21 protein-coding genes are annotated in these 23,485 nt (G+C 42.2%); 10 read left to right on the plus strand and 11 right to left on the minus strand.

Annotation, left to right across the window (positions count from 1 at the left end):
* Nucleotides 1-53 precede the first annotated feature (53 nt).
* From S4054249_RS17635 to S4054249_RS17650, 4 genes are read left to right on the plus strand one after another with little or no spacing between them, the layout of a single operon-like run.
* Nucleotides 54-2,420, plus strand: coding sequence for a hypothetical protein (locus S4054249_RS17635; protein WP_046356465.1), 2,367 nt, complete (start codon nt 54-56; stop codon nt 2,418-2,420).
* Nucleotides 2,421-2,432: 12 nt separating this feature from the next.
* The gene (locus S4054249_RS17640) at nt 2,433-6,338 is read left to right on the plus strand and encodes a DUF637 domain-containing protein (protein ID WP_046356464.1); all 3,906 of its coding nucleotides are present in this window, start codon (nt 2,433-2,435) and stop codon (nt 6,336-6,338) included.
* Between the two features lie 11 nt (nt 6,339-6,349).
* Nucleotides 6,350-7,264 (plus strand): hypothetical protein, encoded by a 915-nt coding sequence (locus S4054249_RS17645; RefSeq protein WP_046356463.1) that lies wholly within the window; start codon nt 6,350-6,352, stop codon nt 7,262-7,264.
* Nucleotides 7,265-7,321: 57 nt separating this feature from the next.
* Nucleotides 7,322-7,768 carry a hypothetical protein gene (locus S4054249_RS17650; RefSeq protein WP_046356462.1) on the plus strand — a complete coding sequence of 149 codons (447 nt, stop codon included), beginning with the start codon at nt 7,322-7,324 and terminating at the stop codon, nt 7,766-7,768.
* A gap of 80 nt (nt 7,769-7,848) precedes the next feature.
* Here S4054249_RS17650 and rlmM read toward each other — a convergent pair whose 3' ends face one another.
* The 11 genes from rlmM to hemA form a co-directional block, all read right to left on the minus strand.
* Nucleotides 7,849-8,934, minus strand: coding sequence for a 23S rRNA (cytidine(2498)-2'-O)-methyltransferase RlmM (rlmM, locus tag S4054249_RS17655; protein ID WP_046356461.1), 1,086 nt, complete (start codon nt 8,932-8,934; stop codon nt 7,849-7,851).
* Between the two features lie 18 nt (nt 8,935-8,952).
* Nucleotides 8,953-9,321: a DUF423 domain-containing protein gene (locus S4054249_RS17660; protein WP_046356460.1), complete on the minus strand. Its 369-nt coding sequence runs from the start codon at nt 9,319-9,321 to the stop codon at nt 8,953-8,955.
* Nucleotides 9,314-9,955, minus strand: coding sequence for an alpha/beta family hydrolase (locus S4054249_RS17665; RefSeq protein ID WP_046356459.1), 642 nt, complete (start codon nt 9,953-9,955; stop codon nt 9,314-9,316). Before S4054249_RS17665 ends, S4054249_RS17660 begins: the two co-directional genes overlap by 8 nt.
* Before the next feature lie 15 nt (nt 9,956-9,970).
* Nucleotides 9,971-10,864 carry a transcriptional regulator GcvA gene (locus S4054249_RS17670; protein WP_063360586.1) on the minus strand — a complete coding sequence of 298 codons (894 nt, stop codon included), beginning with the start codon at nt 10,862-10,864 and terminating at the stop codon, nt 9,971-9,973.
* Between the two features lie 96 nt (nt 10,865-10,960).
* The gene (kdsA, locus tag S4054249_RS17675; RefSeq protein ID WP_046356457.1) at nt 10,961-11,812 is read right to left on the minus strand and encodes a 3-deoxy-8-phosphooctulonate synthase; all 852 of its coding nucleotides are present in this window, start codon (nt 11,810-11,812) and stop codon (nt 10,961-10,963) included.
* A 350-nt stretch (nt 11,813-12,162) separates the two neighbouring features.
* Nucleotides 12,163-12,966 (minus strand): tetratricopeptide repeat protein, encoded by an 804-nt coding sequence (locus S4054249_RS17680; protein WP_046356484.1) that lies wholly within the window; start codon nt 12,964-12,966, stop codon nt 12,163-12,165.
* A 140-nt stretch (nt 12,967-13,106) separates the two neighbouring features.
* On the minus strand, nt 13,107-13,481 hold the full coding sequence (locus S4054249_RS17685; protein ID WP_046356456.1) for a SirB2 family protein: 375 nt from the start codon (nt 13,479-13,481) through the stop codon (nt 13,107-13,109).
* Between the two features lie 7 nt (nt 13,482-13,488).
* A complete protein-coding gene (locus tag S4054249_RS17690) occupies nt 13,489-15,036 on the minus strand; it encodes a DUF3369 domain-containing protein (protein WP_046356455.1) in 1,548 nt (515 codons plus the stop codon).
* Nucleotides 15,037-15,103: 67 nt separating this feature from the next.
* Complete coding sequence (gene prmC / locus S4054249_RS17695; RefSeq protein WP_187301392.1) at nt 15,104-15,955, minus strand: peptide chain release factor N(5)-glutamine methyltransferase; 852 nt, start codon at nt 15,953-15,955, stop codon at nt 15,104-15,106.
* Nucleotides 15,948-17,033, minus strand: a complete 1,086-nt coding sequence (prfA, locus tag S4054249_RS17700) for a peptide chain release factor 1 (RefSeq protein WP_046356454.1) — start codon at nt 17,031-17,033, stop codon at nt 15,948-15,950. The genes prmC and prfA overlap by 8 nt, the downstream gene beginning before the upstream one ends.
* Nucleotides 17,034-17,040: 7 nt before the next feature.
* A complete protein-coding gene (hemA, locus tag S4054249_RS17705) occupies nt 17,041-18,297 on the minus strand; it encodes a glutamyl-tRNA reductase (protein WP_046356453.1) in 1,257 nt (418 codons plus the stop codon).
* 83 nt (nt 18,298-18,380) lie between these two features.
* Here hemA and lolB point away from each other — a divergent pair, with 83 nt between their 5' ends.
* From lolB to ychF, 6 genes are all read left to right on the plus strand, one after another.
* Nucleotides 18,381-18,971, plus strand: coding sequence for a lipoprotein insertase outer membrane protein LolB (gene lolB / locus S4054249_RS17710; RefSeq protein ID WP_080928365.1), 591 nt, complete (start codon nt 18,381-18,383; stop codon nt 18,969-18,971).
* Nucleotides 18,968-19,822: a 4-(cytidine 5'-diphospho)-2-C-methyl-D-erythritol kinase gene (gene ispE, locus S4054249_RS17715; protein ID WP_046356451.1), complete on the plus strand. Its 855-nt coding sequence runs from the start codon at nt 18,968-18,970 to the stop codon at nt 19,820-19,822. The genes lolB and ispE overlap by 4 nt, the downstream gene beginning before the upstream one ends.
* An 84-nt stretch (nt 19,823-19,906) precedes the next feature.
* Complete coding sequence (locus tag S4054249_RS17720; RefSeq protein ID WP_023397324.1) at nt 19,907-20,854, plus strand: ribose-phosphate pyrophosphokinase; 948 nt, start codon at nt 19,907-19,909, stop codon at nt 20,852-20,854.
* Nucleotides 20,855-21,055: 201 nt separating this feature from the next.
* Nucleotides 21,056-21,664 carry a 50S ribosomal protein L25/general stress protein Ctc gene (locus tag S4054249_RS17725; protein ID WP_046356450.1) on the plus strand — a complete coding sequence of 203 codons (609 nt, stop codon included), beginning with the start codon at nt 21,056-21,058 and terminating at the stop codon, nt 21,662-21,664.
* Nucleotides 21,665-21,683: 19 nt separating this feature from the next.
* Nucleotides 21,684-22,268 (plus strand): aminoacyl-tRNA hydrolase, encoded by a 585-nt coding sequence (gene pth, locus S4054249_RS17730; protein ID WP_039608387.1) that lies wholly within the window; start codon nt 21,684-21,686, stop codon nt 22,266-22,268.
* Nucleotides 22,269-22,314: 46 nt separating this feature from the next.
* A complete protein-coding gene (gene ychF / locus S4054249_RS17735) occupies nt 22,315-23,406 on the plus strand; it encodes a redox-regulated ATPase YchF (RefSeq protein ID WP_039608386.1) in 1,092 nt (363 codons plus the stop codon).
* The last annotated feature ends 79 nt before the right edge of the window (nt 23,407-23,485 follow it).

Below are 23,485 nucleotides of genomic sequence, written 5' to 3' on the forward strand. Positions count from 1 at the left end.
AAATTCTCACATTAATTATGATTTCAATCCCTATATATTCCTACGCATTGGATATGGGAAAATTTGATTCCAGTAACATTAAACTACTTCGAGGTTCTGGTACCTCTTCAGACATATTGACTCTAACAAAGCCCAACTCTCATGGTATATCTTTCAATAGTCTTGATAAGTTTGTATTAAACGGCCGTTCTTTAAAAATCATAAATACCGGAAATTTTTATGGAGAAAGTAATAAAGCAGCACAAACAATCGTAATTAAATCTAGCAACATTCAACTTAACGCTGAAATAGAGCTGATAGGTGAACCTGCCGATATTATATTTTTATCTCCACAGTCAGTTAGCTGTGACGGTTGTGTACTTAAAGAGTTTTCTCGCATAACATTTGCCACAGCGAACTCAACAGTTAATGCTACCAGCAACAAAATAGGTAATTTAACACCAGTAATAGATAAAAGTGTTGTCGTAAAAAACCTACATGCTCCGGGCGCGCTTTCTGTTGATATCTTGTCAGACTCTTTAACTCTTGGCGACATTAATACCAACTTGCGAGCAAATAGATTACCTCAAGGTGGATATGAAATGAGTGATTCCGGCACTCACACCATCGGATCAGGTAGTATCAACATATTCCATGGTGAGCTAACCATTGATTATGAAAACCAAAAAATTATCAAGGTTCTTTATGAGGATAAATGGCTTGATTTAACAATAAATGACGTAAATTTAACCGCCTCAACCATTAAAGTTGCTAGTAGCGGCTCCATTAAATTTGCTAGAAATAGCTCTAGCGACCCAATAACAGTACTTGATACTAGTGCAAATGCACTCAGTTCAGGTACCTATCGAGGTCATTTCCAACCTGTTCAAGAAGGAATCACCCTCACTGCATTTAATGGCGTGATCAGTAATTACGGTAAAATAAAAACCGAAGGCAAGTTAAACCTTATTTCCGGAAAAATGCTTTTCAATGCTGGTGAATTAGAAGCAACTGATATAAAAATTGTAACGGGAACAAGCATATATAACACTTACTCATCGACATCTAATACTACTGGTAGTATTAAAGCACATCGTGATTTAAATGTTTCATCTGGTAAAATTTATAATCAAAATAATGGGCAGATTCGCGGTCACTCAATTATTTTAGCTACTGAGCAAGAAATCATAAACCAAAACAGTGCATCCATTGTTGGTAGCGACGTAGAGCTCTACTCGAAAAACAGTATTGTAAGGAATGGCAGCGCTTATAGCTACGAACCTGACGATGATGAAAGTCTAGATAAAAATATTAACTGGTTGCAAGAAGAGGATGATCTTGATATTGGCCTTTTAGGTTTTACTGGTTTATACGAAGGTCATAAACTCAATTTTTCACCTGCAGCATTGATATTTGGCCATAATGTCAAAATAATTGCTAATCGCTTCGAAAATATAAACCCATATTTTGTTTGGAAAAAAAATGCAAATGCATGGGACAATGGTATTCCTCTCAACTCATTTAAATCAAAACAAGTAGCCGTTTATGGTGAAAACAGCTTATTAATTGATGCGCCTAAATACGTACTAAATGTTTCAGCTGTGATGGGCGTAAACTCTGAATCTGGATTATTGAGAATAAACTCAAACTTTGTTGATAACGAGCGATATCGAGTCTACGCATTTGCTGACTATATCCAAACAGATACAGAGAAAAAGCTTGTAGCAGATCTACATTTTTATTCGCCCCCTGGGTTTATCTACTCGTTTGGTAACTTCCATGCAAAAGGAAATACCGGCTTTACAAACAACACAGGATTTTTTCAAGTCTTTGGTGATGCAACTTTTGATTACCCTGCTGCTAAAGTTAAAAGCATTGGTATCAATATGGGTGATGAACTAAGAGAAAAAATCACGACACAATATTTCGACAACAGCGGATATTGTCATTACCTACAATTATGGAGTACATCATCCACGCCTGTAGATTGCCCGACCACGGCAAGTACTACAACAATCAATAACAGTATTGTTTCTGTCGACCCTAAGCAGCAGGAAACTCTCTTCCATGTTGCAGGCAATGTCGCAGCAAACCAAGCTGAGCTTGTTTTGGGTAACCATGACCCACTATATCGAGTTAAAGAGCTAGCCTTAATTGACTTTGCTCGACGCGACGCAAAAACGTATGACGAAGGCAGGTTCGTTTCCTTTGATGGCTTTACCGAAAACCCAGAAAATGGCGATGTATCAATCAATTATACCGTCAATAGAAAACACTGTTGGTACGAAAAATCAGACTACTTTTGCACCAATAGCAATCTTCCTGTGAAAGACGTCGTATGGGACGCAGACAAGTTTTGGGCAGAGGTAAAAAGCTATATTGATAAATTTAACGTCACTATCCAACGTTGGATTGACTCTGTAATCGCATTCTTCAGCTAGTAAGGAACATGAATGTCAATTAATCATTTATATCCAGAAGAAAAGTATTATCAGAAGTGGCATAAACTCACTTCTGCATTTTTAGTTTTCCTTTTTATATTTCAAGCTACTTTTCCATCCGTCGCTATGGCGGCACAACTCATCTCTAATAATCAAATAAAAACAGATTTAGAGAGCACTTTACAGTTTGAACGTGTCAATGACAGAAAATATCAATACAAGAAAATAGAGTATGTCGAAGAAAATTTAAATAACTTTGCAACAATTGAGACTTTTTATAATCGTCTAAATAATGGTTATCGACGTTATTTACCTTCTCCTATTTATCTGCCGATCATGACCGGCGGCGTAGCCGCTATCATTCCTCTCTATCAAGTTGATAAACAAGTTGGCGACGCATATGTACAATCTCGTTATATACGCTCGCAGATATTTAGCCAATTAGGGCAACAAATGATCGACTTCACTGGAGGCGATGGATCATCGAGTGCCCAATTACAAAACGAACGAGCGCAAGTGCAAAAGCTTTATGACAATGCTCTGGACTTTGCCATTAATAATGAAAAAGTATTCGGTGAACCGTTAAATGGAACAACTCAGTCCTTTGATATGATCTGGCCTGAGTATCGAGAGATCAATGGTGAAAGAGTACTCGTACCGATTGTATATCTTACTCAGGACACCATTAAAAATAATAAGATTGATAGTCATGTTGTTAAGTTCGAAGGACGTAAGGTCACTTGGGGCAGTATTACTTCAAATGGTCAAGACCTATTGACTGGCAGAGACACCATTTTACGAACTTTGAATGACTTAACCAACAACGGTGGTCACATCTCTTCTAGTGGAGATTTGAACTTGCACGTTGGAGGTACTCTTAAAAATATTTCAGGTCAACTGAGCGCAAGCGAAAACGTCAATATTCTTGCAACAAACCTTGAGCATAAAACACTTGTTCATAGATTTCACCATCAGTATGGCAATGGTGCATACCTCACAGAGTACTTAGATACTCCGGCGACAATAAAAGCTCATAACGGCAATATACGGATCCGCACCTATGGTGATATTGAGGTGCAAGGCGCACAAATTGTCGCACCTTCTGGTTTCATTGAGATGAATGCGACTGGCGACATCTCTATTGAATCAATCGCTCTGAACTCTAGTTCTAACTCTTCTGGGCAAGGGTATAAGTATCAACAATCAGATATTGAAGTTGTTCAAAGTAAATTATCAGCCAAAGAAACCATTAGTTTAATGGCATCTGGCGCCATTTTACTTGATGCTGCAATCATTGGCTCAGACCAAGGTGCCATCGAATTGGTTGCAAACAATGGTATTCAGATCCTAGATGCCAAAGGTCAACACCAAAGTACGAAGCACCAGAAGTTTAGAAAAACCACCGTTGATGAGCAAATATTCGAGTCTTTTGTTATTCGCTCAGCTTTAGAGGCAGGTAAAGGAGTCAAAATTACTTCTAACTTTGGCGATATTACGCTAAGAGCAGCAAAACTAACATCTACAGATGGCACTCAAATTAGTGCACACAATGGCCGGGTCAACTTATTACTTGCTACAGAGCAAAATAACTACTTTTACAACAAAGTTAAGAAAGGTACTTGGAAGATAAAAACAAGAACCATTCAAAATCAGGAAGATATCCCTGTTTACAACCAAGTCATTGGTGGTATTCAAGTGAATGCAACACACGGCATTACACTGGATCTTGGCACATATGAAGGTCAAACGATTTCAAATGTAATCGATGGTTTCAGAGACTCTACAAACCTTAAGTGGATGGCGAGTATTTATGATGACAATAAGGTGGCATGTCCAAACCTAAGCTCTGCTCACCATCACAGTGGTATCCACCCTGACATCTACCAAATGATGCGTGCGGATAGTGACTTTACTAATTGTAGTGGCAATTTAATTGACGTCGTACAAAAGAAACTAGAACGCATCCAAGTGGACAAATCCACCAGCACATTAAGCCCAGCAGCGATGGCCGTAATTGCGATTGCAGTCTCAGTTGCTATGGGACCTGGCGGAATGGAACTTGTCGGCACTGGTGGCAAAATTGGTGTTACATCGAGTAAGTTTTTAACCGGTGCACTGCAAGCTGGCGCGACTTCAATTGCAACACAAGCTGCAACTAGTTTAGCGAGTGGACATGGTATTGATGGCACAATCGAAAAACTAGTCAGTAGTGACAATATTCGCTCTCTTGCAGCCTCTATGGTCACGGCTGGTATCGTCGCTGAAATTGGCGCACTTGAGCTCTTTGGCCAAGCAAGTCCTAGTGCTGACCTAATCAGTAAAGATACGCTTATAGCTTTGGGTAACCAAACTGTTGACTCTGTTATTAATACAACTATCAGCGCCAGTGTAACAACATTGATGGAAGGCGGTGATCCCAGCATGATTAAAGATGCCTTGATGAACTCGCTAAGCAACATTGCAATCGATGCATTAGGCAAACAAATGGCTGAAGAAATCGGACGGTTAGCCGATGCAGACACGATAAGTGAAGGGCTTAGATATGTATCTCATGCTGCTTTAGGCTGCGCAATTGGTGTCGCAAAGGCAGATCAAAGTGACTCTGTAAGCTCTAACTTGGGTTGTTCTTCAGGTGCCACTGGGGCTGTGATAGGCGAAGTGATCTCTGACAAATACAAATCATCACAAGGGTATGACACTCGAAAGAAAAACTTAGATAATCAGCTCAAAGCGTTGGGGTTAACTGCTGAAACATACAAAGACTTAAGTTTTGAAGAGTCAAAAGCGGCGTTTAACCAAAAAGCGGACATTGACAATCAGCTGAAAACCTTAAATCAAATCAAGGAAACAGGTGTCGATTTAGGCAAACTAGCTGCTGCAACTTCTGCATTGATTGTTGGTGCTGAGGCAAATATTGCAACGAGTACCGCAGAAAATGCCGCTGAAAATAACGCCTTTTGGTTTGTATTGCAGGCTGCATACCTGACTTTAAAAGCATACGATGTCTATCAAACTGTTCAAGCTACCGGTGAATTACTAAAAGAGTTTACCAATGCGGGGGAAGACAGAAGAGAAGAGATATTATTTGAACTAGGTAAAACACTTGCCGTTGAAGTTGTAGTGGGTAAAACCGCTTCCGAAGGGCTTGATTTGCTTATTCAAAAAGCCCGCAAATCCAATATGATACCAGAAACGCTACTCACTGAGGTAAATAGCTACTATGGTCACTTTACGAACGGAACACCAAACAATTACTCAATTGGTGCATCGCAAACTAATAGTACAAGTGGAATAAACAACCACAAAATACCTACAAACAAGTCTCGTGATATTGTTGGTGCACTTAATGAAAAAGATGCAGCAAAAGTCTCTGAAAGAGGGCATATTAATAAATGTAGTATCAATGGCTCTGCCTGTGAAATTGATCTTGAAACAGATGAACAGCACATGGTTAATGATTTTTCAAAGAACCTTTCAACCATGAAAAGCCACGAACGTGGTCAAAAATTAGAGGAAATCGTCGAGTCGGTATTAACCAGAGACGGTAACTTAACGCCTATTGATGGAACTTATAGAAACATAAATGGTGTCGACCACTTGCACCTGCTTAAAGACAGTAACGGCAATGTGAAAGCAGTACTAGCTTTAGACAGTAAGCAAAATAAGCAAAGTGGTAACTGGTCAGATACTCGACATGGTTCAATTAAACTATCAACCAAAGGGGCTGGCAATAATGTACAATTAACCGATGATTGGTTTAGAGCCGTGGCAAAACACCTGAAAGATGCTGGTAAAGTCGATGCGGCAAACCACATAACAAAGGCATTGGACAACAATACGTTGATTAAAGGTGTCGCGACAATTAACCCTCGCAGCCAAAAGTTGATAATTGTACCAGTTAAATCGTTCGACGATTAAGTGAAGCAAAAATGAAAGTTGATAAAATAGAGGGTTTACGGTGCCTAGAGGTGCATAAAAACAGTGGGATTGAACATTACCCACAAGCACTTGAGCTGTTGAACCGAGGTGAAGGTAGTCGTTCAGGCTGTGGCTTAACTTTTAGTGGTGATATGGCAGAAATCGCTCAGCATGCCTATTTTGCAGAGTCTGATTTACTGAAAGCTAAGCAATATGCCTATTTGTCTGCAAAAGCAAAAATCATCCAATTGCAAGAGAAACCTCTGAGCTCCCTAGACACAGTGGATATGCTCAATATCGTGCTCATCAGTGACAATGCTGAGTTACTCCATTGGTATAGTCAGTATGTCACATATATTTATAGTGACCACAATCGGGTGCTGCATCGCAACAAAGTGGGGTCACTTGATTACCTTTACTTACAGCGCCATTTGGCGCTGCAAGGAAAGTTTGATTTATTGGGGGAGCGCGCTGAGTATATTTTGGCAAACCCACCTGGTAAAGCAAACCTCAAGTATCAAGTTGACCATGAGTTTTACCTGGGTTTGGCTACTGGGGATATGGAAAAAATGGCAGAAGCCATTCGCTTTTTATGCAGCAAAGCTGGGGTGAGAAAGCGTAACTTTTCTGACTCAAACTGCCCATCTCAGCACTTTATGTCTCCAACCTCATTGATGCTTGGTAAAATCGCCAACTTATCTGGCTATGAGCTTGATATTGAAGATGAAATGTACCCTAACGAGCTGGTAAAAATAGCGCCATTAAGCGAATATGACGACCAGTTTGACTACATTAAATCGCTAGACATATATACTGAGTTTAAGAGTGATAGCTTTGCTGATATAGAAAGATTTACTCCAAAACCGCCAGGACAGTATAATATCGATATAACCGTTCAATCTAAACCGAACGAAAAGCGACCTTAACCAACTAAATGGGGCAAGCGATTAGCTTGCCCTTTTTAAGTAAAATAGAGGCAACCGATGTCAGAAGAACAAAACACACCATTACAATTAAATGAGTTTTCAAAAGATGCCAAAAACCGCAGTGAGTTTTTTTATAACTTTGTAAAAAATCAGAATCTGACACTTTTACCTGGACGCTATGGCGGTGAGTATAATAATGACCACGTTGCGATTGGTGAAGAGAATGGCGAATTCTTGCTCTTTTTTGGCACCAAGATCCAGCCAGAAGGCGAAGGTATTCAGCTTGACCCACACGCCATGGGGCCGTTTATGCAAGGCAGTGTCGAATGGCTAAAAATGATTGTACTCGCTATGCGTCAATCAAAGGGCCTTGATGAAGCAACGCTCACGCGTTTTGAGCAAGCGATTGATACACGTAGTATTCGTGTCAGCGTGTTATTTGTTGACCTTGAAAAAAGAGGCCTATCTTTGCTACCAATTTATGTAGAGTCATTTCAAGACTAATTACAACTCTCAATCAAATAGATAGCGCCAACCACAGTGGCGCTATCACATCCAGCTCGTCAAAGTATCGTATTTGACAACTAGCTATACAAATTTTGCGGGACTTTTAAGACCTGAATATGCACGGTGACTTCTTCGCGGTCATGATATAAGTGCTTGGCTTGTAGCTTATAACCGACATTATAATGAGCCAGCTCATCATCAATCAGCTGCAAACACTCATACACACTATCAAAACGTTTTTTCATTGGCAACTTAAGGTTGAAGATGAGTTCCTTGGCAAAACCATTGACTATCCAGTCAATCATCAGCTGAGTTACTTTACTTGGTTTTTCAACCATGTCACACACCAGCCAATCAATATTGCGTTTTTCTGGGCGGTATTTAAAGCCATCTTCTCTAAAGTGCTTCACTTGACCACTTTCCATCAGCTTGTCATTCATCGGGCCATTGTCAATGGCGGCGACAAACATACCACGTCTAACTAGTTGATAGGTCCAGCCTCCTGGGCAAGCGCCCAAATCAACACCCCGCATACCCGGACGAACACGATCTTCTGCTTGCTCTTTGGTTAAAAAGACATTAAACGCTTCATCTAGCTTTAACGTCGAGCGGCTTGGACCGTCTGAGGGCATTTTAAGCCGAGGGATCCCCATAAAAAATGGTGAGTTATTATCACTAAATGAGTAGCCCACATAAGCAGTATCGTTTGCTAAAAACAGAATATGTAGTACAGGCTTTTGTGGCTTGACGTTACGCGTTAGCTTATTTTGCTTCTCAAGCGATTTGGCCAATGGCGTCGAAATCTTCTTACAAAACTTCGACAGCTCTTTGCCTTCGTTTGTATCAGGTGTTTCTACACGTAAATCTCCACACAACGGGAAATCCGCGACACATTGCTTAATCTCACCGACACGATCTTCCAATGGCATGTTTGTCAGCAAAGTACCTGCAAACCACTGTCTTGCAAATACCAAGCTTTTAAAATCGATTTGCTTAACCAGCCGCTCTGCTTCGTCTTTGGCATAGCACTCAAAGGTCACAAACCCAGTATTTGGCTTGGCTTTGACATACCCAGCAACGCCTTGTTGCATTGCATGGTGATTAATTTCAGCAGCCGCATCACTTTCAAAACCGCTACGACAGTAAATAACTACACTCGACATTGTTTCAATATTTCCAAATTAAAGAGGTTGCTTAGCGGCTTTAACAATCAGTATTAGCCAACCAATAATAAAACACACTCCACCGATAGGAGTGATAGGCCCTAGCCACTTTGCACCAGTCAGGGCCAATAAATATAAACTGCCACTAAATAGCAAAATACCCACTATAAATGCAAAGCCAGCCCATTTAAGCTGCATGCCCCACTTAATCAAGAGCGCCACAGCAATAAGGGCTAAGCCATGTGTCATTTGATATTGTGCCGCAGTTTTAAAGATCCCCACTGCATAATCACTCACATGGTGCTTCAAACCATGGGCAGCAAACGCCCCTAATGCTACTGACAACATGCAAAAGACACTGCCAGCTAATAAAAATAGGTTAGCCATGGCAAATATCTCGAATAAATTGCACGGTTTTTTGTACCGCGGCGTCACGGTTTTGCGCTTCAGTTAAGCCACTCGCTTTACGTGGCTTCAATGAATGATCGCCATCTGGCAACCAATAATATTCTGGCGTAGCATCCAATTGTAACGCACTGACTTCGGTTTTATTACCAAATGTATCTCGCTCACCCTGCAACACTAAAAACGGGCATGGAATATCACTAAAATGCTCAACTCTTAACTTTTCAGGCTTGCCCGGAGGGTGAAACGGATAGCCAAACGCTATCACGCCTTTAACCTTAACTGCTGTCTCACATGCCAGCATGGACGCCATACGCCCACCCATTGACTTACCACCGATAAATATCGGTAACGCATCATCAAGCTGTGACAAGACCTGTTCGTAACACGCTAATAATTTAGGCGCTCTGTCCGGCGGACGCTTTTTATTTAGTGCTTTAGCCGTCGCCATGTATTCAAAGTCAAACAGCGCAACGTTAATGCCTTGCTCAGCGAGCTTAGTCGCCATATCTTGCATAAAGTCTGAATCACACCCTGCACCTGCTCCATGGGCAAAGACAAACTGTGCCACAGGACTCTGGGCTTTGTGCCATTCAATGACGACCTTATCACTCATAGTTAAAGTACCTTGTTATATTTGTTCTTGCTCAACCATGCTGAGCATCCAATCTTTAAACGACACGATTTTACCCAGTTCTGCCTGAGATTCTCGGCAAACAAGATAATACGCATTTTTACTTTCCAAGCTGTGACTAAACGGGATAACCAAGCGACCTGCATCCAGATCCGGTTTCGCCAGTACACTATTGCCCAATGCAATACCTTGACCATGCACAGCGGCTTGTAGCACCATCGAAGAGTGGCTAAAAATAGGCCCCGTATTGGCAGGCACATTTCGCACCCCAGCCGTTTTGAGCCACGACTTCCAAGAGCGACGAGAAGTGTCGTGCAATAAATTATGGTTTGCTAAATCGCTGGGTTGATCTAGCGGCTTTGGACCATTAAGTAATAAAGGGCTACACAAGGGTACTAAATACTCTGTGTGTAATTTGTGGGTTTGCACACCACTCCAATTGCCACGACCATAATAAATTGCCACATCGACATCATCAGTCAGCGAATTTTCGTCCTGATCTTGGGCTTTAATACGCACATCAATATCAGGAAACAATTCGTTGAATTTACTCAGCCTTGGCACTAACCATTGAATTGCAAAACTTGGTGTTAAGCTCACAGTGAGTGACCCCTTCGCACCTCGAGCAAGTAGCTTTTCAGTTGCATCAATGAGCTGAGAAAAGATGTCTTTTATATCTAAAAAGTAGCCTTGCCCCTCTTCAGTCAGTAACAAAGAGCGATTTTTTCTGAGGAACAGCTTTAACCCCAAGTGTTCTTCAAGCGTTTTTATTTGGTGGCTGATAGCCGCTTGTGTCACGAAGAGTTCTTCAGCGGCTTTGGTAAAACTTAAGTGCCTGGCTGCTGCTTCAAACGCTTTCAAAGCATTCAGTGGTGGTAACCTTCTTGCCATAGCAGGACGCCTTTACATGTTGTTATATTTTATGTTGTTGTATCAGTGGGCAACCACCATCCTATGGTCACTGCCCGGCCTAACTCATTAGCCGAGTTAAACGCTTGCGCTTGTATCTAGCGCATCAAAGCTTTTGATTAATTCATCGACCGCTTTCATTTGCTTTAAGTAACCTTCCAATTTATCCAAAGGCAGCGCACATGGGCCATCACATTTAGCGATATTTGGATCCGGGTGTGCTTCAATGAATAATCCAGCTAAGCCTAATGCCATTCCGCTGCGTGCAAGTTCTGCGGCTTGTGCTCTGCGGCCATCAGCAGAATCAGCTCGACCACCAGGGCGCTGCAATGCATGCGTTGCATCAAAAATCACTGGCGCCATATGTTTCATGTCATCCATACCCAACATATCAACCACTAAATTGTTGTAACCAAAGCTACTACCACGTTCACATAAAATGACTTGGTCATTGCCCGCTTCATTCAACTTTTTAATGATATGACGCATTTCATGCGGCGCTAAAAACTGGGGTTTTTTCACATTAATCACCGCGCCTGTTTTTGCCATGGCGACAACTAAATCTGTTTGACGCGCTAAAAATGCCGGTAGCTGGATCACATCTGCCACTTCAGCAACTGGCGCTGCCTGAAATGGTTCATGTACGTCGGTGATCACAGGAACATTGAAGGTCTTCTTTATTTCTTCAAAAATTTTCAGCCCCTCTTCCATACCTGGACCACGGTATGAATTGATCGAAGAGCGATTAGCCTTGTCGAACGACGCTTTGAAAACATAAGGAATATTTAACTTCGAGGTGACTTCTACATAATGCTCTGCAATTTGCATCGCCAAGTCTCGCGACTCAAGTACATTCATTCCACCAAATAGGACAAACGGTTTGTCGTTTGCAACTTCAATGTTTCCAACTTTTATAATCTGTGTATTCATATTTCAATCCAATTTAGACTGGTATCAAGCAGATGTTCAACTCGATTACCAAGCACACTGTATTTTTTATTCTCTTAGAAGAGGGATGCACGAGTGACAATCCAAGCATAGTCCCTAATTAATTAACACGCTATAAATCGTTTAAGACATAACTGCACCTTGTCGCAAGTATCGATTTGTACGTCACTTTGGAGACTTAGTTCAGTCGCTAGCTGTAATAAAGTGTTTTGAGCATATAGCCTTATGTGTAGTTTGACTACTCGCGCATAGTCGAACGTGAGAATTTTACTTTCAGTAATATAAACCCCAAGTGTATTGAAACACTTGAGGCTAAAATGATAAATAACTGACTAGTGCAGTATATTATTATGGTCAGCGAGTTCTTCTATTTGGCTTTGTATCAGCTCAATGGTAGGGTCATCTGGGCACTCATCTACAAAATACTGTAGATCATCTTTGGCCATTTTTGGACAGTTTAGTTGATTGAGCAGATAGCCCCGATCGCGCCGTTCATACGGGTCATCCCCCAACAACTCCATCAGTAACTCAACACAACTTAATGCATGACTAAATTTTTCCGCGGCTATAAAAGACCACTTTTGCTGCGCAAGATAAAGCTTAAATATCTCATCGCCAATTACCAATTCCATTGGCTCTTGGTCTTGCTCAGTATCATTTTCAGGCGTGACATACCATGATTGCTGACCAGAGCTTGGGTCTATGATATAGCCTTCTTCACTGCTTAGTGCAACATGTACCATCACTTCACTTTGCAGCAGTGCAACCGTGGCATTAAAGTCTGCACGTTCTAGTAAATGCGAAAGTAAAATCGCTAAAGCAGTGCTGGTACCACTGCGCATTTTAATCACATAACTAATATTATTAAGTAGATATTCTGGTACCTTTTGACCTGTACCACTAAATAGCCATTTGGTATAAAACGTATCCAGTATTAAGTCGACACGTTTATGAGGGTCTTTTTCCTTCACACGCATTTCATCAACTGCCAGCTCTAGCTCAGCCAATTGGCACAGCGTTTGTTCGGTGTCGGCTTGCGCATCCCATCGCTGTTCAGCATAAATGCTACGAATTAATGCAGGAACGGAATAATCCATACCTAATTCTTGTTGTTCATCAAACCAAGTATCCGTCATAGACTGTACTGCTAACCCATGTGAAAATAATAAGCCGCTAGTGTAACACTTTTTAGTCCATTCCCAAGGGGAAATTTTACTCACACTCATGCAACTTACCGGATAGCTCAGTCACATGAGGTAAGTATTATTGAAGAACTTTAAAGAATAAACGCACTCTTTGTGCTGGCAAGGTAGCCAATGGCAAGCAAAGCTAATGTAGCTCCTACAAGCGCAGGGATTTGTTTTGATTTATGTTTTGACTTTGCAATGACAAACCCAAGCCCGATATAGCCAACAACTAATATGATCTTTTCCATCAACCATGGCTGAGAAGATGGCTTCATCCCAAGTGTTACGGCTAAATATACCGCAGACACAAGCAACAGCGTATCCACGCCATGACTGGAAATAAAAACCAACTTATTCTTTGCAAGCTTACCCGTAGTTAAGCGTGATACTGAGCGGGTATAAAACAATACAATACTAAGTATCGCAAACACCATATGCGTATGTTTGAGTACAAGGTAGTCCACATTAACCTCATTGTTTATCTGGATAACGGGCAAGAATTGCTTCTAGATCATCAATAATATCGTTAAACACGGTGACTAGTTTAGGGTCAAAGTGTTTTCCGCTTTGATTATTTATTTCTTTCACAACTTCAGGTAAATCCCATGCTTCTTTGTAACAACGGCGATGACGCAGCGCATCATATACATCAGCCATTGCTACAATACGGCCGAACACGTGTATATCTTCACCTTTTGTTCCTTTAGGATACCCAGTGCCGTCCCACTTCTCATGATGATCTCTGGCGATTAACGCTCCAGCATTGACAATTTCGCGCTTTGAATCGCGCAATAACTGATAGCCCTTTTTAGCATGGCTTTGCATGACCGTCCATTCTTGGTCATCCAATTTTGCAGGCTTATTCAATATCGCGTCCGGAATACCGACTTTGCCTACATCATGAAGCGGTGAGGCAATACGAACTAAATCAGCTTCTCGATTTCCAAGTCCATACCCAACGGCAAGTGCATGACAAATGTGCGCAACACGTTTTACGTGATTGCCTGATTCTGTCGAGCGCATTTCCAAAGCTTCACTTAGGCGGTAAACCAGCTCTTGTTGCGTATCTTCAATTTCCGCCTGTAACTGCACATTTTCGTATGCAAGTTGTACGTTTTGAGAAAAAATTTCGATTAAATGTTTTTGCGTATCGGTTAAAAACTCTGGGATCCCAGAAACAAATAGCATAGAGGCGTGATTATATTCACTTGAGCAGTACGAGAATAAATAATTGTCTTTGTATACAATGCTTTTTTCATTCAGCGCCTGTTTACACGCTTGAATTTGCTCTTCATTTAACACGTCTTGGATAGGTTTACCTTCACTCTTAGCAAACTCTCCACGACCCGTAAATACCACAAGGTCTTCACTACAGGTATCAGGTTCATTGCTGGCAACCAAAGACGTTGCATACATGGCTTCATCTACAGTCCCTAATAGCGAGGTAAGCTGTTGCATTACGCCTTCAATAAACTGTTCAATCGAGTGCGTCGCAAAAATATCACGAGAAGCGGTGATAATTTTTTCAAGACCTTGACGAGATTGGTCGATGGATAAAATATCACGGTAAGAGCGCAAGCTAGACATCACCACGGTAAATAACTTTTGTGCGGTCAGTTCAGTCTTGGATTTGTAATCATTGATGTCGTAATTAACAATAACCTGTCGCTCAGGAGCTTGGCCTGGTTGTCCGGTTCTGAGAATAATACGAATGTTATTATTCTTGGCCGTTTCGCGAATGAACTGCGCTACTTTTAAACCCGCATCATCGGTTTCCATCACCACATCGAGCAGTACAATCGCTGCATCAGGGTGATCTGTCACTACTTGTTTTGCTTCCTCCCCTGAGTATGCACTGAGAAACTCAAGTTTCTTCTTTTGAAACTCAAAATCACTTAACGCCAGTTTGGTGACCGCATGTACTTCTGGTTCATCATCAACAATAATGACTTTCCAAGTGCCACTCTGCTCCGTTTCTGTGATATCAGTCGGCTCATCTGAAAACAAAAAATCATCCATAGAGAGTCCTTAACGCTTATTTGACGCGGGCTATAATTCAAAAATATTTAATGCATTCAACGCATCACTATGGCATCTGTGCCACAGTTACTCTATCACAGCCTGCCATATCTTTTATTGTAAGTATATTGCGATAGTTCATTTGTGCAAAAATCTCTCTCACACCACTGCCTTGCTCAAATCCATGTTCTACCAGTATAAAACCACCTGAGCTCAGGTATTCTCTGGCTTGCGATGCAATATGACGTATATCCGCATAGCCACTTTCTTCGGCAACTAAAGCTGAAAGCGGTTCAAAGCGCACATCCCCTTGCGATAGATGTATGTCATCATTTTCAATGTATGGAGGATTGCTGACAATCAAATCAAATTGCAGATCTGGTACATTTGAAAACCAATCACTTTGTGCAATAGTCACATTGTTTAGTGTATGTCTCTGGCAGTTGCGTTGTGCCAACGCAACTGCATCCTCTGAGTAATCAACAGCCCATACCTGCCAAGTTGGCATCTCGCTGGCCAATGACAAGGCTATCGCCCCCGTACCGGTACCTAGATCAAGAACTTTTGCAGTCCGAGGCAGTGCTAAGCCAAGGGCGTACTCTACTAACGTTTCGGTATCAGGTCTTGGGATTAAAGTGCTGTTGTTGACGTAGAATGGGAGACTCCAAAACTCGCGCTCTCCGGTTATATGCGCAACTGGTTCGCCATTCATCCGCCTTGCAATGTGTTCTTCAAACAATTGATGATGTTTATCAGATAACTCGGCTTCAGGCCAAGTAAACAAGTAGCTGCGAGGTTTATCAAGAATGTGAAGTAACAGGACTTCTGCGTCAAGTTTAGGGGAGTCAGAGTGATCAATTAGTTGCTGCGTTGCCCAAGCAATTGCTTGGGCATTGGAGATGGAACTCACCTTAATCATCACCCATCGCAGCAAGTAAGTCTGCTTGGTGCTCAAGAAGGAGTGGATCAATAATGGCGCCCAATTCACCACCAACCACTTCATTTAAACGATATAAAGTTAAGTTGATACGGTGATCCGTTATACGACCTTGAGGATAGTTATATGTACGGATGCGCTCAGAGCGGTCACCACTACCCACTAGGTTACGACGTTCACTGGCCTCTGCGGCTTGACGCTTTTCATCTTCAGCCTGCTGTAGTCGAGCACCAAGTACAGACAAGGCTTTAGCACGGTTTTTATGCTGAGAACGCTCATCCTGACACTCTACCACGACACCAGTTGGAATGTGGGTGATTCGAATTGCAGAGTCTGTTTTGTTAACGTGCTGACCACCGGCACCTGATGCTCTAAACGTATCTACTTTTAGATCAGCAGGGTTAATCTGAATGGCTTCTGCCTCTGGGATTTCAGCCATTACCGCCACAGTACACGCAGAAGTATGAACACGGCCTTGTGATTCGGTCTCAGGGACACGTTGAACACGGTGTGCGCCCGACTCAAACTTCAGCTTGCCATACACACCATCACCTTTGATGTTAGCAATTACTTCTTTATAACCGCCATGCTCACCTTCATTGGCACTCACGACCTCTACTTGCCACTTCTGCGTTTCAGCATAGCGGCTGTACATACGGAATAAGTCACCGGCGAAAATAGCAGCCTCGTCACCACCGGTTCCCGCACGTACTTCTAAATAAACGTTGTTATCATCTTTCGGATCTTTAGGTAGCATCAACACTTGTAGTTGATCTTCTAGCTCAACAATCGCGGCTTTCGCTTCTTTATATTCTTCTTGCGCCATTTCGCGCATATCTGGATCCGAATCCTTCAACATCTCTTCTGCTGTAGCAACATCTTCTTGTGCTTGCTGGTAGGAAGTAAATGTTTTTACGACATCTTCAAGCTCTGAGTACTCTTTAGAAAGTGCGCGAAAGCGGTTCTGATCGCCAATCACTTCAGGATCGCCTAGCATCGCTTCTACTTCTTCATGACGCTCTACTAGGGTTTCTAACTTACGATAGACAGACTCTTTCATCTAAATTTTATTCCTGTTCAATACCTAATGCCTGCTTAAGTACCATCAATCGCTCCATATCCCCTTCTTTCGCGGCCTTTTGAATCGCGTGTGTTGGAGCATGAGTGAGTCGATTGGTTAGCTTATTTGCTAGTTCAAGCATGACTTTTTCTGAATCTTTACCCGATTGTAGCTGATTTACAGCCTTTTCCACGAGCTCTAATTTTATTTCTTGTGCTGATGTTCTGTACTGGCGGATCACATCAACCGATTTTAAAGAGCGCTGCCAATCTGCAAACTCTCTGGTTTTATCATCAATGATCGCCTGTGCTTGTGTTGCCGCCTGTTCGCGACTGGCGATGTTTTCATTAACAATGGCTTGTAAGTCATCAACCGTGTATAAATAAGCAGCATCCAATTCATTAACTTGGCTCTCAATGTCCCTTGGCACTGCGATATCAACAAACAACATAGGACGATACTTTCTTTGCTTTAATGCTTGTTCTACCACCCCTTTACCAATTATAGGTAAAGTACTCGCTGTCGAGCTTATCACGATATCGGCATGCTGTAATTCATCTGGCAGCTGAGCAAGAGAGATCACATCTCCACCAATTTCCTCAGCGAGATTTTTAGCCCGCTCAATCGTTCGGTTTGCAACAGTAATGTGCTGCGGGTGATGTTGAGAGAGGTGTTTAGCAACTAACTCTATGGTTTCACCTGCACCGATCAGCAATACTTTCGTCTTATCGAGTTTACCATAGATATGCTTTGCAAGGTTCACCGCAGCATAAGCGACAGAAACAGCACTGGCGCCAATTTCTGTTTCAGTCCGTACTTGCTTTGCCACAGAGAAAGTTTTTTGAAATAAGCGCTCAAACATAGGCTGGATAACATGATGGTGTTTCGAGCTGTTATAAGCCTGCTTTATCTGGCCAAGAATTTGTGGTTCGCCCAATACCAACGAATCCAAACCACAAGCTACTCGCATCAAATGGTTTACGGCATCTTGATTTTGATGAATATATACATTATCCGCTAACTCTTGCTGCGAGATTGCGTGAAAATTCGCAAGCCAATCGAGAACCGCTTGGGAATTAGTGTTGTCGAGGCTACAATAGATTTCGGTACGGTTGCAGGTAGACACAATCACAGATTCATGAAATTCTGGTAACTGATTGAGCTGCTCCAAAGCACGAGACAATTGCTCTGGTGAAAAAGCAACTTTTTCTCGTAATTCGACGGAAGCGGTTTTGTGATTAATACCAAGTGCGATGATGGTCATAAATGCCAGTGTTGCCCAAGCCCTGCTTTAAAGCGGCCAATTTTACCAAAAATCAATCGAATATGGAAAGTAAGGAACCTCATTTGAAACAATTTCATTTGATTTTGCTCATGTTTTTTTTGTTTCTAGGCGGATGTGCGCAGTCTCCACAGCACCCGGTTCAGGGACAAGCGACGTTAAATACCCTTGCCGAGTTTAGTAAATGGCAAGCGCGGGGCAAAATCGCCTTTATTGCCCCCGACGATAGACAGTCAGTCAACTTCAATTGGCAATACATCAATAATAAACAAACTCTCACCCTTACCAGCTTCATCGGTACCCAAGTTTTAAAACTTGTAGAACTAGATCAATATAGTGAACTGGTCGTAGATGGCAAGTCTTATACAGGACCCGAAAGCGCATCACTTATTCGGCGTGTAAGTGGTTGGCAATTGCCAATAATGCAAGCACCAAACTGGTTCACTGCAACTCGCTTTGAGGATGCCTATAAGCTCAATAAAGCGGGCAATATCCAACAAGCCAGCTGGCAGGATGAGCAAGGACAGATTTGGACCATCAATTATCAACGCTATCGTAATTTCAATGGCCTAACGCTGCCAGCAAGGCTGACACTCACGCATCAAGATATTACAATCAAAGTTCAAATTAATGCATGGCAGTTCGACTCACAATGACCAAACTCACTTTAACAGCGCCCGCGAAACTCAATCTTTTTTTGCATATCAATAACCGTAGAGCGGATGGCTATCATGAATTGGAAAGCCTGTTCACGATGCTCGACTTTGGCGATGAACTTAGTTTTGAGCTAATTGAAGACGATGACATCCAAATTGAAGGTGATGTGGCGGGGATCAATCATAAAGATAACCTTATTTACAAAGCAGCCAAAGCGCTTTTACCCTATCGAGCGGTGAAAAAAGGGATAAACGTACATTTAACGAAACACTTGCCTATGGGCGGAGGAGTGGGCGGTGGTTCATCTGATGCGGCGACTACCCTACTTGCCCTAAACACGCTTTGGGAATGTAATCTGACACTGCAAGCGCTGGCAAAAATAGGATTACAACTCGGTGCAGATGTCCCTGTCTTTGTTCACGGTAAAACCGCGCTAGCCCAAGGTGTTGGGGAAGTTTTAACCCCTTTTGATTACCCTGAAAAGTGGTATTTAGTCGTCGCACCAGGCGTCCATGTTAGTACCGTAAAAGTGTTCACAGATCCGGACTTACCACGCAGTACAGCGAAACTAAAAACGCCATGGCAAATGGCCGATACACACAATGACTGCGAAGAGTTAGTTAAAAAGCTTTACCCTGAGGTTGAAAAGACCCTGACGTGGTTGCTAAAATATGCGCCGTCAAGAATGACTGGAACTGGAAGTTGCTGTTTTGCAGTTTTTGACGACGAGCAAACAGCACTGCGTGTACTCCAGAAAATGCCGTCATCTTGGCAAGGCTTTGTAGCCAAAAGTGCAAGTGAGTCAATTACTCACAAGCAATTAGCTACGTGGCTAAACAAAGAGAAGTAAATTAGTTTAAGTTAGCCTGTATTGACTGTGCTATTTTAGTCTTTGCATGTTAGTCCAAAAATTCAGTGCCTGAGGAACCCTACCGTGCCCGACATGAAGCTCTTCGCTGGTAACGCAACACCCGAGCTAGCTCAAAAAGTTGCAAAACGTTTATTTATTGAGTTAGGTGATGCCGTTGTAGGCCGTTTTAGTGACGGTGAGATCAGCGTTCAAATCAATGAAAATGTACGTGGTTCAGACGTCTTTATTATTCAATCAACTTGTGCGCCAACAAACGATAACCTAATGGAACTTATCGTAATGGTTGATGCACTTCGTCGTGCCTCTGCGGGCCGTATTACCGCAGTGATCCCATATTTTGGTTATGCACGTCAAGACCGCCGCGTTCGTTCAGCACGTGTGCCTATCACCGCTAAAGTGGTAGCAGACTTCCTATCAAGTGTAGGTGTTGACCGCGTTTTAACTGTGGATCTACATGCAGAACAAATCCAAGGCTTCTTCGATGTCCCAGTAGATAACGTATTTGGTAGCCCAGTACTTATCGAAGACATGAAAGAGCGTGATTTCGATGATGTCGTTGTCGTATCACCAGACATTGGTGGCGTAGTACGTGCGCGTGCTATTGCAAAACTACTAGACGACAAAGACCTTGCGATTATCGACAAGCGTCGTCCTCAAGCGAACGTATCACAAGTAATGCACATTATCGGTGACGTAGAAGGCCGTGACTGTATTATCGTTGACGATATGATTGATACAGGTGGCACGTTATGTAAAGCTGCTGCTGCACTGAAAGAGCATGGTGCTAAGCGTGTATTCGCTTATGCAACGCACCCAGTTTTATCTGGTAATGCTGCTGAGAATTTACGTAACTCAGTGATCGACGAAGTGATCGTAACAGACTCTATTCCATTGTCTGACGAGCTTCGCGCAATTGATAAGGTTAAAGTGTTAACCTTAGCTGACATGATGGCAGAAACTATTCGCCGTATCAGCAACGAAGAATCAATCTCGGCAATGTTTGAACACTAATTCATTGCAAGATTAAATAAAAAAGCACCGTTGGGTGCTTTTTTATTGCTCTAATGGTTTTAATCTAGCCATGATAGTGCTATATTAGCGCGCCTTTTTTACCTACTGGGCAGACAAACTTGTCAGCTTGATAGGTATACGCCAGAAAATTTGGTCGCGAGTTTTCTGACATTATTAACTTTAAATATTTTGGAGACAGTTATGTCACAATACGTTTTAGACGCTGAAGTACGCGTAGAATTAGGTACTGGTGCGAGCCGCCGCCTACGTCGCGCTGAGAAAGTTCCTGCAATCCTTTATGGTTTAGGTAAAGAAGTTGTTTCTCTTACTCTAGATCACAACAAAGTGATCCACATGCAAGAAGACGAAGGTTTCTACACTCACATCCTTACGCTAAACATTGGCGGTGAGTCTGTTGAAGCTATCGTTAAAGACATCCAGCGTCACCCATATAAGCCTAAGATCACTCACTTAGACTTCCAACGTGTTGATGCTTCTCAGAAGATCCACACTAAAGTACCAGTACACTTCATCAACGAAGAAGCTGCTACTAAAGGCGGTAACACTGTTGCTCACCACGTAACAGAAATCGAAATCACATGTCTACCAGCTCAGCTTCCTGAGTTCGTAGAAGTTGATGTTGCTGCGCTAGAAGTAGGTGCAACTGTACACCTTTCTGACGTTGTACTTCCTGCAGGTGTTGTTTCAGTAGAACTAGCTAAAGGTGCGGACCACGACCAAGCTGTTGTTACTTTAAACGCTCCTAAAGGCGCTGCTTCTGAAGAAGAAGCTGAAGAAGCTGCTGAGTAATTTTTAAGGTGTTAACACCTTGAATAATATTCAAATGCTTGTGGGCCTGGCTAATCCAGGCCCCGAATATGCAAACACTCGTCACAATGCCGGTGCGTGGTTCATAGAAGAACTGGCAAAACGCTACAATTGCATTCTCAAACCCGACTCTAAGTATCATGGCCTTACGGGCAAAGTACTTATCAATAATCAAGAATTCAAATTGCTTATTCCCACCACTTATATGAATTTAAGTGGCAAAGCGGTCTCAAGCCTTGCAAACTTTTTTAAAATTCCAGCTGAAAACATTCTCGTTGCACATGACGAAATGGATATGGACCCAGGTATAGCCAAAATTAAAAAAGGCGGTGGTCATGGTGGACATAATGGCTTGAAAGACATTATTTCTAAGCTTGGCAATAACAAAGAATTTATGCGCTTGCGAATAGGCATTGGTCACCCAGGCCACCGAGACAAAGTCACGGGCTGGGTATTGGGTAAAGCACCAAAAGCTGACCAAGAAAAAATTGATGCGGTCGTTGATGAAGCGGTTCGTTGCATGGAAATTTTAGCGAAAGACGGTGTGTTAAAAGCACAAAACAGACTACATTCATTTAAGCCGTAAAGTATTTTTATACGGCAACAATTTGATTAACTGAAGGTTCAAAATTATGGGTTTTAAATGTGGCATTGTGGGTTTACCAAACGTTGGTAAATCAACCCTATTTAATGCATTAACTAAAGCGGGGATCGAAGCCGCAAACTTTCCGTTTTGTACAATCGAACCAAACACAGGCGTTGTTGCCGTTCCGGATCCTCGTCTAGACCAACTGGCTGCGATTGTTAATCCACAAAAGACCATCGCAACAACGATGGAATTTGTTGATATTGCCGGTCTGGTAAAAGGCGCTTCAAAAGGTGAAGGTCTAGGTAACCAGTTCTTAGCAAACATTCGCGAAACAGATGCCATTGGCCATGTTGTTCGCTGTTTTGAAGATGAAAATATCGTACACGTTTCGGGTCAAGTTAACCCTGCTGATGATATTGACGTTATCAATACTGAGCTTGTTTTATCAGATATGGAAGCAGCAGATCGCGCAGCACAACGTAATGCTAAAAAAGCAAAAGGCGGCGATAAAGAAGCGAAATTCCAAAACGACGTATTAGAAAAAGTTAAAGCACACCTTGATGAAGGCCTAACACTGCGTTCTTTAGAGCTAACTAAAGAAGAACTTGCTGCTATCAAGCCGCTTAACTTCTTAACGATCAAACCGACAATGTATATCGCCAACGTCACAGAAGATGGTTTCGAAAACAACCCATTCTTAGACAAAGTGCGTGAAATTGCAGCTGCTGAAGACGCGGTTGTGATCCCAGTATGTGCTGCGATTGAATCAGAGCTGTCTGAACTTGAAGAAGAAGACAAGCTTGAGTTCATGGCTGATCTTGGTCTTGAAGAGCCAGGTCTTAACTTAGTGATCCGCGGCGGTTACGAACTTCTTAAATTACAAACCTACTTTACTGCGGGTGTAAAAGAAGTGCGCGCTTGGACCATTCCTGTTGGCGCAACGGCACCACAAGCTGCTGGTAAAATTCACACTGACTTTGAGCGTGGTTTTATTCGTGCACAGACAATTGGTTTTGATGACTACATTGAATACCAAGGTGAAAGCGGTGCAAAAGATGCAGGTAAAATGCGTCAAGAAGGTAAGGATTACATCGTAAAAGATGGCGACGTAATGAACTTCTTGTTCAACGTTTAATGACCTCTCTTATACAATGACTAAAAAAGCCCTCATTCAGGGCTTTTTTTGTGTCCGCTCGACGCTTTTATCTATTCAA

Origin of the sequence: Pseudoalteromonas luteoviolacea (assembly GCF_001750165.1) — a bacterium.
GTDB lineage: Bacteria > Pseudomonadota > Gammaproteobacteria > Enterobacterales > Alteromonadaceae > Pseudoalteromonas > Pseudoalteromonas luteoviolacea_G.

Bases quoted from the DNA above. Each gene is read 5' to 3' on its own strand.
- S4054249_RS17635 (WP_046356465.1), top strand. From the start codon at position 54: ATGGGAAAATTTGATTCCAGTAACATTAAACTACTTCGAGGTTCTGGT.
- S4054249_RS17640 (WP_046356464.1), top strand. From the start codon at position 2,433: ATGTCAATTAATCATTTATATCCAGAAGAAAAGTATTATCAGAAGTGG.
- S4054249_RS17645 (WP_046356463.1), top strand. From the start codon at position 6,350: ATGAAAGTTGATAAAATAGAGGGTTTACGGTGCCTAGAGGTGCATAAA.
- S4054249_RS17650 (WP_046356462.1), top strand. From the start codon at position 7,322: ATGTCAGAAGAACAAAACACACCATTACAATTAAATGAGTTTTCAAAA.
- rlmM (WP_046356461.1), bottom strand. From the start codon at position 8,934: ATGTCGAGTGTAGTTATTTACTGTCGTAGCGGTTTTGAAAGTGATGCG.
- S4054249_RS17660 (WP_046356460.1), bottom strand. From the start codon at position 9,321: ATGGCTAACCTATTTTTATTAGCTGGCAGTGTCTTTTGCATGTTGTCA.
- S4054249_RS17665 (WP_046356459.1), bottom strand. From the start codon at position 9,955: ATGAGTGATAAGGTCGTCATTGAATGGCACAAAGCCCAGAGTCCTGTG.
- S4054249_RS17670 (WP_063360586.1), bottom strand. From the start codon at position 10,864: ATGGCAAGAAGGTTACCACCACTGAATGCTTTGAAAGCGTTTGAAGCA.
- kdsA (WP_046356457.1), bottom strand. From the start codon at position 11,812: ATGAATACACAGATTATAAAAGTTGGAAACATTGAAGTTGCAAACGAC.
- S4054249_RS17680 (WP_046356484.1), bottom strand. From the start codon at position 12,966: ATGACGGATACTTGGTTTGATGAACAACAAGAATTAGGTATGGATTAT.
- S4054249_RS17690 (WP_046356455.1), bottom strand. From the start codon at position 15,036: ATGGATGATTTTTTGTTTTCAGATGAGCCGACTGATATCACAGAAACG.
- prmC (WP_187301392.1), bottom strand. From the start codon at position 15,955: ATGATTAAGGTGAGTTCCATCTCCAATGCCCAAGCAATTGCTTGGGCA.
- prfA (WP_046356454.1), bottom strand. From the start codon at position 17,033: ATGAAAGAGTCTGTCTATCGTAAGTTAGAAACCCTAGTAGAGCGTCAT.
- hemA (WP_046356453.1), bottom strand. From the start codon at position 18,297: ATGACCATCATCGCACTTGGTATTAATCACAAAACCGCTTCCGTCGAA.
- ispE (WP_046356451.1), top strand. From the start codon at position 18,968: ATGACCAAACTCACTTTAACAGCGCCCGCGAAACTCAATCTTTTTTTG.
- S4054249_RS17725 (WP_046356450.1), top strand. From the start codon at position 21,056: ATGTCACAATACGTTTTAGACGCTGAAGTACGCGTAGAATTAGGTACT.
- ychF (WP_039608386.1), top strand. From the start codon at position 22,315: ATGGGTTTTAAATGTGGCATTGTGGGTTTACCAAACGTTGGTAAATCA.